Here is an 11,743-nt window from a genome sequence, read left to right as displayed (position 1 = left end):
ATGAAAACAAAAAAAATACGTTCCGTATTTACGGTGAAAAATAAAAAGTTTCTCACCCCACATCTTATCCGCGTGGTATTTGAAATTAATGAAAATCAGGCTGGATTATTGGCTCACGTGCAATCCGGCTCCAATAATAAAATCTTTATTCCATCCTCAGCAGAAAAGGAGAGTGAGCCGTTGGTGAGAACCTATACCAATAGGAAAGTCGACCTGGAAAACCTTGAATTAAGCATTGACTTTGTCGCTCATGGAGAGGAAGGACCGGCATCCGCCTGGGCCCTGAAAACAAATCCGGGAGACAAACTGGAAATTGGAATGAAAGAGAGTACAAGACCTTTAGTCCCGGAAGCGGACTTCTTCCTTCTTGTTGGAGATGCAACAGCATTACCCGTCATCTGTGCGATCGTAGAACAGCTCCCTTCCTATACATCTGCAAAAGTACTGTTGGAAGTTCACGGAAAAGAGGATGAATTTATTTTATGCTCTGCGGCAGATGTATCTGTTGAATGGCTTCATAATCCTCACCCGGAAAATGGAAGCCGGCTTGCAGATCTTTCCATATCTTCAGAATTTCCTTCAGGATTACTGAAAAAATATATTTATATCGCAGCTGAATATACTACCGTGCACGAACTTCGTACCTACTTCAAAACAAAGCTCAGCTGGGATCCACATGGGATGTACGCCTGCTCATACTGGAAAGCGGGTCAATCGGAAGACAAACTTTCTGAAAAAGGATAAAAACCTGTGAAAACATCGGCATATAAAGCATTTATTGCTACATTTGCCAATGACTGATTTAAATAAATGGAAGAACTATTAGTTTCATATATTAAAAGCAAAATATCGGTAACCGATGAGGAAATGGAGGTTATCCTGTCTTATTTTAAACCGATCAAACTGAAGAAAAATGAGCTGCTCCTTACCAACGGGCAATCTAGCCAGAGAACCTTTTTTGTGGTCAGCGGCTGTCTCAGAATTTTCTTTATTAATGAGGAAGGACAGGACTCTACGAGGTATTTTGCTTTTGAAAATCAGTTTGCTACAGCATTGGTAAGCTTTATTACTTCAGAACCATCAGAAGAGTTCATTCAGGCTGTTGAAGATTCTGAAGTCTATTATATTACACACAAAAACTTCTATCATCTGTTGGAAATCATTCCTCAATGGGAAAAATTTTACAGGATCTATCTTGAAATTGCTTATGTTACCAACACCAAGAGATTAATGTCTTTTCTGGTTCAGGATGCTCTTGAAAAATACCGCCAATTGTTGGATGAAAATCCCATTATTGTCCGCAGGCTTTCCAACAAAATGGTGGCTTCTTATCTCAATATATCCCAGGAAACGTTAAGCAGGCTGAAATCTAAGCTTTAATTTTTCTCTTTTTTTGACTCAGGTCAATGTTTTAAAAGTCTGCGATCTTCAAATTTGTAGTACTAATTTTTTGAACAATGACCAGTCTTCCAACCCAGGCTATACATATTTTCACAGGTATTATTCTGCTGAAAAACAAAATAGCGGCCCATACCTATCATATAAGAATCCAAAGTCAGGATTTTTCAAGAATTCAATATTCACCGGGGTTGATGATTGAGTTTTATCTTTCCAACCCTTATTATACTACTAAAAGTGAAGTTCAGCCATATGCCTTCTGGGATTATGACCCTATTCATCATATTGCTGATTTTGCTATTAGCATTCGGGATAAAGAATGGATAAAAGAAGTCCAGGAAGGGGATAGTCTGTTTTTCAGACAAGCTTCTGAACAATTAGTACTGGACCATACCGGAGATCATTATTTTCTTATCGGTGATATAAAGTCATTATCCCATTTATATGAGATGAACAGGGCATTACCGGTAAGTAAGAAAATAAGCAGCCTGATCTATACAGAACATGAAGAAGAAGTATTTCCTGATCTTGATCATAGTTTCCCTTTAAAAACCTGTATTATAAATCCTATCCATGCTGTAAGCCTCCAGGAAAAAATTCAGGAATATTTTCCCAATGATTCCCAAGATACCATCGTGTACCTCTTTGGTGATCCTTTAATAGGCTCTGTCATTTGCAGTTATTTGAAAAACAATCCTCTTTTTGATATCCGTACGATTTACTTAAACGGCTTCTGTTACGGATAAATTCTTAAAAAATTAATACGAATTGATTTCTAAAAAAAAATTTAAGCCTTATATTTGCAGGACAATGTTAAAATGGATTTCCATATTATGCTCGATGATGTATGTGATGGCTACCACCAATGCGGGGGAAGTGCTCAAAGTACCTATGTTTGTTGAACATTATATGGAGTATCATGGTAATCTTTCAGAATTTGTTTTGGAGCACTATGACAATCATAAAAAAGATTCCGACTGGGATCTCGACCAAAAATTACCCTTTATCAATCCACCTATCGTATTAACAGTCTATGCTCAGCTGCCCGAGCTTAGTTTTGAAATAAAAAAACCTGTAGAAATTACGATTCCACAGAAGAATAGCATCTATCAGGAAAAGGATTTCTCAAACCTATATCTTTCCAGAATTTTCCAGCCTCCACGGCTTTCTTAATTAATTTCATATTAAAGATCAATGCTTTAAGTTTTTACTTAAGGCTGTCAAGTTATTACCTATCCATTAACTCTCTGTGCACTGTAGCTGTGTTCATATCTTAACTACAAAGACTTTTATTTAAAAGGTTTTTAACCTTTACGTAAGAAATTATGTGGTTTGGGGTTGAAGTTTAGTAGCTTTCTACAACACGACGAGTTATCAATTAATAATTTTTTATGTTAAATAAAATTATTGAGTTTTCTGTAAAGAATAAACTCATCATTGCTCTGTTTACAGTGGGGCTCATTCTTTTTGGTGTCTATGAAACCACTAAACTTCCTATTGATGCGCAGCCTGACATCACCAATAATCAGGTTCAGATCATTACCAGCGCTCCCTCTTATGGTGCAGCAGATATAGAAAGGCTCGTTACCTTTCCTATAGAACAGTCTACCAGCAATATCAGTGGAATTACTGAACTGCGTAGCCTTTCAAGATTCGGACTTTCTCTGGTAACTGTAGTTTTTGATGACAATACCGATGTATATTGGGCCCGCCAACAGGTTCAGGAGCGTTTGCAGCTTGTTCAGGATAATATTCCTCAGGGTATTGGAAAACCTGAGCTGGGACCTATTTCTACCGGACTGGGAGAGATCTTTCAGTATGTGGTAAGAGCCAAAAAAGGCTATGAAAATGTGTATGATGAAACTGAACTCAGAACCATTCAGGACTGGGTAGTGAGGCGCCAGCTGCTGGGAACTAAGGGAGTGGCCGATGTCAGCAGTTTCGGAGGAAAGCTGAAACAATATGAAATTGCGATTAATCCTAATAAGCTTCAGGCATTCAACATCAATATCAATGATGTTTTCACGGCTTTGGAAAAAAACAACCAGAATACCGGAGGAGCTTATATAGAGAAGAAAGAAACGGTTCTTTTTATCAGGAGTGAAGGTCTTTTGGGAAGTACGGAAGATATCGGAAGCATTCAGGTTGCGGAAACCAAAGAAGGAATTCCTGTGCATATCAAAGATGTGGCATCCGTTAAGATCGGTTATGCTACCCGGTATGGAGCAATGACGTATAATGATACCGGCGAAGTATCCGGAGCCATTGTATTAATGCTTAAAGGAGAGAATGCTAATGTCGTGATTGGCAATATTAAACAAAGACTGGAAAAGATTCAGGAGTCTTTACCTGAAGGAGTGGTTATTGAACCGTTTCTCGACCGTGCTAAAATGGTAAATAATACGATCAGTACAGTAAAAACCAACCTGATGGAAGGAGCACTGATTGTTGTTTTTATTCTGGTGTTATTTTTAGGAAACTTCAGAGCAGGATTATTAGTGGCTTCTGTGATTCCTTTGGCCATGCTTTTTGCTATCATTATGATGAATATCTTTGGTGTTGGAGGAAACCTGATGAGCCTTGGTGCCTTAGACTTTGGCCTTATTGTAGACGGTGCCGTTATTATAGTGGAAACTGTTCTGCATCAACTGGCCCACAAAAAATACTTTGGCAAAGACAATATGCTCAGTAAAAAAGAAATGGATGAGCAGGTTTCGGATTCTGCTACGAAAATGGTCAGCAGTGCCGTTTTTGGACAAATTATTATCCTCATTGTTTATCTTCCGATTTTTACACTTCAGGGAATTGAAGGGAAGATGTTCAAGCCTATGGCGCAAACGGTTGCATTTGCATTAGTAGGAGCGTTTATCCTGTCTTTGACATATATCCCTATGATGAGTTCTTTAGTATTGAGCAGAAAGAAAAAGGAAAAAGACAATATTTCAGACAGGATTATGGCTAAAGTGGAGGCAGGCCACCAGAAACTTCTGATGAAAGCCCTTAAATACAGGAAGACAATTCTTATGAGTGTATTTATTCTTTTTGCAGGGGCTGTTTTCATTTTATCCAAGATGGGGGGAGAATTTATTCCGTCTCTGGAAGAAGGGGACTTTGCCGTCGAGATGAGAATTCTTCAGGGGAGTAATATTAATGAAACCAAGAAGGTAACTACACAGGCCGGTAATATTCTTTTAAAACAGTTTCCTGAGGTTCAAAAGGTCGTTGCCAAGATCGGGAGCGCAGAAATCCCTACAGAACCCATGCCGATGGACGCAGGAGATATGATTATTGTTCTGAAGCCCAAAAAAGAATGGGCCTCTGCAACGTCGTTTCCGGAACTTTCTGATAAAATGAGTAAAGCTTTAAGCGTGATTCCGGGACTTACCACGAGTTTTCAGTTTCCTGTGCAGATGCGTTTCAATGAGCTGATGACCGGGGCCAGACAGGATGTGGTCTGCAAAATTTATGGAGAAGACCTGGACAGTCTTACCCTGTATGCCAAAAAATTGGGAAGCATTATCAATACGGTAAAAGGAGCACAGGATCTTTATATTGAACCGGTTGTAGGTGCCCCGCAGGTTGTTATTGATTACAACAGATCGGAACTCTCGCGTTACAATATTTCCGTTGCGGATGTCAACAGAGTTATCAATATGGCATTTGCAGGACAGACCGCAGGAGCATTATATGAAGGAGAGAAAAAGTTTGATATTGTTGTTCGAATGGATAATCAGCATAAAAAAGATTTGACAAGCATTCAAAATTTATTGGTGCCAACGCCATCCGGAGAGCAGGTTCCATTATCTCAGTTTGCAAAGGTAGAACTTAAAAACAGCCCCAACCAGATCCAGAGGGAAGATACGAAAAGAAGAATCATTGTTGGTTTCAATGTAAGAGGAAGGGATGTGCAGACTATTGTGGAAGAACTTCAGCAAAAAACTGGGAAAGGCCTCAAATTTTCACCGGGATACAGTGTTTCTTATGGAGGGACTTTTGAAAATTTAAATGAAGCCAAGGCAAGATTAGGCATTGCTGTTCCTATTTCCCTAGTGATGATTTTCCTGTTACTGTTCTTTGCTTTTGGTTCTGTAAAGCATAGTTTACTCATCTATACCGCCATCCCTTTATCAGCAATTGGCGGTGTATATTTTCTTGCTCTGAGAGGGATGCCATTCAGCATCAGTGCAGGAGTAGGATTTATTGCTTTGTTTGGAGTAGCCGTACTTAATGGAATTGTTTTGATTTCTGAATTTAACAGATTGAAAAACAAAGGAATGGATAGTATGAGCAGAGTGGTTTTAACAGGGACAAGGATCAGACTTCGTCCGGTTTTAATGACTGCTTTTGTAGCTTCTTTAGGGTTCTTACCGATGGCATTAAGCAACGGAGCAGGAGCTGAAGTACAGAGACCTTTGGCCACTGTAGTTATCGGAGGACTGATGCTTGCCACTCTTTTGACCTTATTTGTCCTTCCAATACTCTATGTCTTATTCGAAAATATTAATACCCATACTATGAAATTTTCTAAAAAAATAAATTCTAAAAAACTGTCCATTTTGTTAATCCTGATATCTTTCGGAAGTTTTCAGGCTCAGGAAAATATTACTTACGATCAGGCTTTGGAAAAAGCTTTCCAACAGAACGGAACCCTCAAAAATTCAAAATTAATATCAGAATACCAGGAGAAATTAAAAGCGAGCTATCTGGATATCCCACAGCTGGAAGTTACAGGAGGTTTTGGTCAGATTCAGGGTGAAGAAACCGATAATTCGTTTGGAATATCTCAGAGATTCAGTTTTCCAACAGTTTATTCTAAAAGGAAACAGATGCTGGATGCAGAATGGGGAGCAAGTGTAATCAATCAAAACCTAACCAAAGCACAGCTTACCAAAGAAGTTACGGACGTTTTTTATAGAGTTTTAGTTCTTCAGGAAAAGAAAAAGGTATTGCTGTACATCAGTCAGCTGTATCACAATTTTGCGGAGAAGGCAGGGCTAAGGCTGAAAAAAGGGGAGGCTAATATTTTAGAGGAATCCACCGCTGAAATTCAGAACGAGCAAATGAATGTACAGCTGAATACCCTTGATAATGATCTGAATATGACCAAACTTCAGCTTCAGTTACTTCTTCAGTCTGAGAATTCCTATCAGCCTGTTGCAGACCGTCCTGTAATGGATATTAGCCTTCAGTCTTCAGAAGAAGCTGTAAAGCAACATCCCGAACTTCAGGCTCTGCAGCAGCAGATCAAAGTAGGAGAGGCCGAGGTACAGCTTGAAAAAAGTAAACTGCTTCCAGAACTACTTATTGGATATACCAACCAAAGTATGAAAAACATCAACAACAACCGGTTCAATTCTGTTCAGGTGGGTGTGGGAATTCCATTATTTACTAAAGGGCAGAGAGCATTGGCAAAGGCTGCACGGGCAAAAATAGAAATTTCTGAAAATCAGTTTCACAGAAAAGAAATTGAGTTTAAAAACAGGCTGAGACAACAGCTGAGCAACTATATAAATCAACAAAAAATCATTGAAAATTATGAACAGAAACAGCTTCCCAAGTCTGAAATCATCCTAAAAACAGCACAGAAACAAATGGAAGTTGGGGAAATTGATTATCTGAACTGGGTAATATTAGTTAATCAGGCTGTGAAAACAAAAGCAGATTACATCGATCAACTGGAAAGACTCAACCAAATTGGAGCGGAACTTAATTTCTTAATCTCAAAATAACAGCGTCATGCATTTCAAAAAAATATCAATATACTACTTTGCTTCAGTACTTATTTTATCTTCTTGTTCAGGAAAAAAAGAAGAGGAAAAAACGGTTTACGAAAACACGAAATTTACTAAAGGCAATGAAAATACAGTTCATCTTACAGAAAAACAGATTCAGTCTGTAGGAGTAAGTACTACATCCATTCAGGATAGAAATATGGAAAAATTGGTAAGACTGAACGGAAAAGTAGAGATTGCTCCTTCCCATATCAGTTCTGTTTCCAGTATTATGGGTGGGCATATCAAATCTATCAATGTAATAAATGGCAGTCATTTCAGTAAAGGACAGGTACTGGCTGTGGTGGAAGATCCACAATTTATACAGCTTCAGCAGGACTATCTGGTAACAAAAGCCCAGCTGGAAGCAGCAAGACTGAACTTTAACCGCCAAAAAGACCTTAATACAAGCAAGGCAAGCAGTGATAAAACCATGCAAACTGCACAGGCTGATTATTCCACTTTACAGGCTACTTTAAAAGGTCTGGAGGAAAAACTCAGAATCATTGGAATCAGTGCCCAAGGATTACATACCGGCAATATCAGAAGCCGAATTAATATTTATGCTCCGTTTAGCGGTTTTGTAAGCAGAATTTCGGTGAATAACGGGCAGTATATCAACCCTGCAGATACTTTATTTGAACTGATTAATCCTGCCGGATTACTTTTAGAATTAAAAGTGTTTGAAAATGACGTAAATGACGTAAAAACCGGACAGGAAATTCTGGTGTACAACAATCAGAAACCTGATGTAAAATCCAACGCTAAAATTGTAAGTGTAGTTCCCAGTATTGAAAACGGAGGTTCTGCCACGGCTGTAGCCAAATTATCTTCTGTAAACCCTGAATTTGTAAAAGGAATGTATATCAATGCAGAGGTTAGTATCAGCAGCCGGAATACGCAGGGACTTCCCAATGAAGTGATAGTTTCCTATGAGAATAAAAATTATGTTTTTGAAGATCTTGGAAAATCAAACTATAAGATGATCCCTGTAATAACGGGAATTGCAGATGATCAGTTTACAGAGATTCTGAAAGCTGACTTTTTAAAAAATAAGAAAATTGTACAGAAAGGTGCTTACAGTTTGCTGATGATGCTGAAAAATAAGGCAGAATAATACTTCCGAACCTATCAATATTTTTTAATCAAAGGTTTTGTTTACTGTAACGGGTAAATGAAACCTTTTTTATTTAGTAACCAACCCTTAGCTCTCATTACATATCATAAAGGAATGATAACGACCAGTCATTCATGCAGTAATGCAGAGCAGTATTCACAGTATAAGATGATATTTAGCATATTTCCCATATTATAAGTATTATTTAATGCATAGCTAATTTTAAAATGATATATTTAAGCAGTGAATTAGTTTTTTAGAATTTTTAGTTGCATTCATAAGATAACTTTTATTGAAATATAATGACAACTAAACCGTTACACAATTTTCATATTCCGGTAATGGGGCTGGCCTATACTATAGACAGTCCGATTCGTGTTGCCCAATATGGAATTTCTTCCGTCATTTCCATTATCGATGACGAAATTTTGGAAAAAATGAAAAACTTTTATAATCAGAAATTTAATCTGGATTATTTAAAAATTTCATCCAAAACAGAAGATTACAGAGCAAAGAGAATTACCGCTTATCTGGATATGGTAGATGATATCGTGAATGAAAAATTTGAATCTTTCAAACAGGAAATCAGCAAAAACAGAGAGGCTTTAAAAGATTTCATGACGATGTTACCTAATACATCAGAGCTGAAAGATGGTCTTCAAAACCTTATTAATCAAAAGGATAATTGGGGGTCAGCTATTAGAAACTTCATTGAGTCTAACTTAAAGCCGGGAAGCATTGATGTCAACATCATGACAAAAGTTGATAAAGACAACTATAAAAAAGGTGAACAGCTTTCTGTGATCTATAATGATGCGCATGCGTCTTTACGTGGATTTGCAAAAAGCAAACTGTCTTCTTCGATGGTTCTTTCTGCGGGAATGAATCCTCGTTTGTACAGTTATATTGAGGAATTTGAAGATTTTTTTCCGGATCAGAAAGGCGTTTTAAAAAAGAAGATTATTCTTAAAGTAAGTGATTTCCGCTCGGCAATGATTCAGGGGAATTTCCTGGCCAAAAAAGGGCTTTGGGTTTCAGAATACAGGATAGAATCCGGGTTGAATTGTGGAGGGCATGCATTTGCTACAGACGGACTGCTCCTGGGGCCTATTATGGAAGAATTTAAACAGAAAAAAAATGATCTGATCCAGTCGGCCCATGCCTTAATGGTCTCTGCTTTAGAACAGAAAGGAAAACCGGGTATTGCCCAGCCCTTAGAAATGAAAATTACCGTTCAGGGCGGAGTAGGAACATCTGAAGAACATGATTTTCTGCTTGACAATTATGATGTAGACAGTGTAGGATGGGGGTCTCCGTTTTTATTGGTTCCGGAAGCGACTTCTGTAGATACAGAAACCAGAAATTTGCTTCTACAGTCTAAAGAAAAAGATTTTTATCTGAGTAATCTTTCACCATTGGGAGTCCCTTTTAATACAGTAAGAGGAACATCCAACGATCAACTAAGACAGCAGAAGGAATCTCATGGGAAATATGGAAGTTCATGTCCGAAAAAACTACTGGCTTTAAGCAAAGAGTTTTCTTCTCAAGGAACATGTACAGCTTCCAGGAAGTATCAGGATATTAAACTGAAAGAACTGTATACCAGCCGGGAAACATGTACGGATGAAGAATTTAACCGAAGAAAGTCGGAAATTACAGATAAAGCCTGTCTTTGTGTAGGTCTTGTAAATGCTGCTTATATGGAACATAATATGGAAATTAGAGGTGAAAAACAAGGCGTTGTCATATGCCCGGGACCGAATATTGCTTTTTTTGACAAGGAGGTTTCTCTTTCTGAAATGGTAAAGCATATCTATGGAAACACCAATATTCTTCCTGATAATCAACGTCCGAATATGTTCATCAATGAATTAAAAATGTATGTGGATTATCTGAAAAAAGAAATTACAGAATCATCAGTCCAAATCACGCATTCCCAGTCTAAAAAATGGAATACGTTCAAAAAAAACATATTTGAAGGGATTGAATATTATCATCATCTGTTTAAAGAATCATCCTTCTTTAAAAACGGATTGGAAAACATAACCCTGCAACTGCAGGAATATAAACTGATGCTTGCAGCCATTGAGGTTCCTCAGGTTGAGAAGTAGCAGTATTTTTTTAATTGATAGATTAAAACAGCCTTCATCCGGAGGCTGTTTTTTATTGAACCCATATAATTCCGAAGTAAAAGATATGAATAGGCATGAGTATCTTCATTTATAATAACTATCACAGGAATGGCTATTTTGAATCCTTATCCTCTTCAGGATTCCTTACCTTAGAGGTTACTTAATACGTTGTAATAACAAATCATTTTATGGAAAAAAGAAAGATCAAAAATACCGATCTAACAGTAGCACCTATCAATTTTGGTGGGAATGTTTTTGGATGGACACTGGACGAACAACAATCTTTTGATATATTAGACCGTTTTACGGAAGCAGGATTCAATTTTGTAGATACGGCAGACACTTATTCGTGGTGGGTAAACGGCAGAGGAGGACAGTCGGAAGAAATTATCGGAAAATGGATGAAAAGCCGTTCTAATCGTAAAGATATTGTACTGGCTACAAAAGTAGGCTCTGAAACAAAAGAACACGGTTATGATATCAGTAAAAAGCATATTTTACAATCAGTGGATGAATCCCTGCAAAGACTTCAGACTGATCATATAGACATTTATTATACGCATTTCGACGATAACGTCACTCCGGTAGAGGAAACCCTTTCAGCGTATGATGAGATCATCAAGGCTGGAAAAGTACGTTATATTGCAGCTTCCAATCTTTCCCCGGAACGTTTAAAAGCTTCTTTTGAAGCGGCTGAAAAAAACAATCTTCCCAAATATGTTGCGCTACAGCCTCATTACAATCTGGTAGAAAGAGAAGGTTTTGAAAAAAATTATGCACCTTTGGTAGAAGAGTTTGACCTGAGTGTATTTCCATACTGGTCTCTGGCTGCAGGTTTTTTAACCGGAAAATACCGTGAGGAAGCAGATTTTGCAAAAAGTGCAAGAGGAGAAGGGGTAAGAAAATATATGAACGCCAAAGGTCTTGATGTTTTAAAAGCATTGGATCAGGTAGGTGAGAAACATCATGCCCCTCAAAGTACGGTAGCTCTGGCCTGGTTATTAGCCAATCCGCTGATTACGGCCCCTATCGTCAGTGCGACCAGTCCATCACAGCTTGAAACGCTGTTTAATGCTCCAAAACTTGTTTTAGATCAGGAAGATATAAACCTGCTTAACAAGGCTAGTAATTAGTTGTAACGACCCTTCATTATAGATTAAAAAAATCCGTTCAATACTGAACGGATTTTTTTAATAAATGCGAGTTCTTTTTATAACCACCCCGTCAAATCTTTGATTTGCCACCCCTCCAGAGGAGGGGAATTTTCAGCCTATCAATTGTAATATCAGCAGATAGTATAAGCTGCTGAAATTTGTAGTGGTAAA

Annotated in this window: 8 protein-coding genes; all 8 read left to right on the top strand. The window is 37.9% G+C overall.

Annotated elements, in window-relative coordinates; translation table 11 throughout:
* Nucleotides 1–744, top strand: a complete 744-nt coding sequence (locus DRF57_RS08120; protein ID WP_228450226.1) for a siderophore-interacting protein — start codon at nt 1–3, stop codon at nt 742–744.
* A 66-nt stretch (nt 745–810) separates the two neighbouring features.
* Nucleotides 811–1,380, top strand: a complete 570-nt coding sequence (locus tag DRF57_RS08115) for a Crp/Fnr family transcriptional regulator (RefSeq protein ID WP_047496502.1) — start codon at nt 811–813, stop codon at nt 1,378–1,380.
* A gap of 77 nt (nt 1,381–1,457) precedes the next feature.
* Nucleotides 1,458–2,144 (top strand): hypothetical protein, encoded by a 687-nt coding sequence (locus DRF57_RS08110; RefSeq protein WP_047496499.1) that lies wholly within the window; start codon nt 1,458–1,460, stop codon nt 2,142–2,144.
* 64 nt (nt 2,145–2,208) lie between these two features.
* Complete coding sequence (locus tag DRF57_RS08105) at nt 2,209–2,571, top strand: hypothetical protein (RefSeq protein ID WP_052188815.1); 363 nt, start codon at nt 2,209–2,211, stop codon at nt 2,569–2,571.
* A gap of 218 nt (nt 2,572–2,789) precedes the next feature.
* Nucleotides 2,790–7,127 carry a CusA/CzcA family heavy metal efflux RND transporter gene (locus DRF57_RS08100; RefSeq protein WP_115917841.1) on the top strand — a complete coding sequence of 1,446 codons (4,338 nt, stop codon included), beginning with the start codon at nt 2,790–2,792 and terminating at the stop codon, nt 7,125–7,127.
* Nucleotides 7,128–7,134: 7 nt separating this feature from the next.
* A complete protein-coding gene (locus tag DRF57_RS08095; RefSeq protein ID WP_115917839.1) occupies nt 7,135–8,286 on the top strand; it encodes an efflux RND transporter periplasmic adaptor subunit in 1,152 nt (383 codons plus the stop codon).
* Between the two features lie 302 nt (nt 8,287–8,588).
* Nucleotides 8,589–10,397, top strand: coding sequence for a hypothetical protein (locus DRF57_RS08090; protein WP_115917837.1), 1,809 nt, complete (start codon nt 8,589–8,591; stop codon nt 10,395–10,397).
* A gap of 209 nt (nt 10,398–10,606) precedes the next feature.
* The gene (locus DRF57_RS08085; RefSeq protein WP_047496490.1) at nt 10,607–11,551 is read left to right on the top strand and encodes an aldo/keto reductase; all 945 of its coding nucleotides are present in this window, start codon (nt 10,607–10,609) and stop codon (nt 11,549–11,551) included.
* Nucleotides 11,552–11,743: the final 192 nt, after the last annotated feature.

It is taken from the genome of Chryseobacterium rhizosphaerae (genome assembly GCF_003385455.1).
GTDB lineage: Bacteria > Bacteroidota > Bacteroidia > Flavobacteriales > Weeksellaceae > Chryseobacterium > Chryseobacterium rhizosphaerae.
This window is presented reverse-complemented; position numbering and strand designations above follow the sequence as displayed.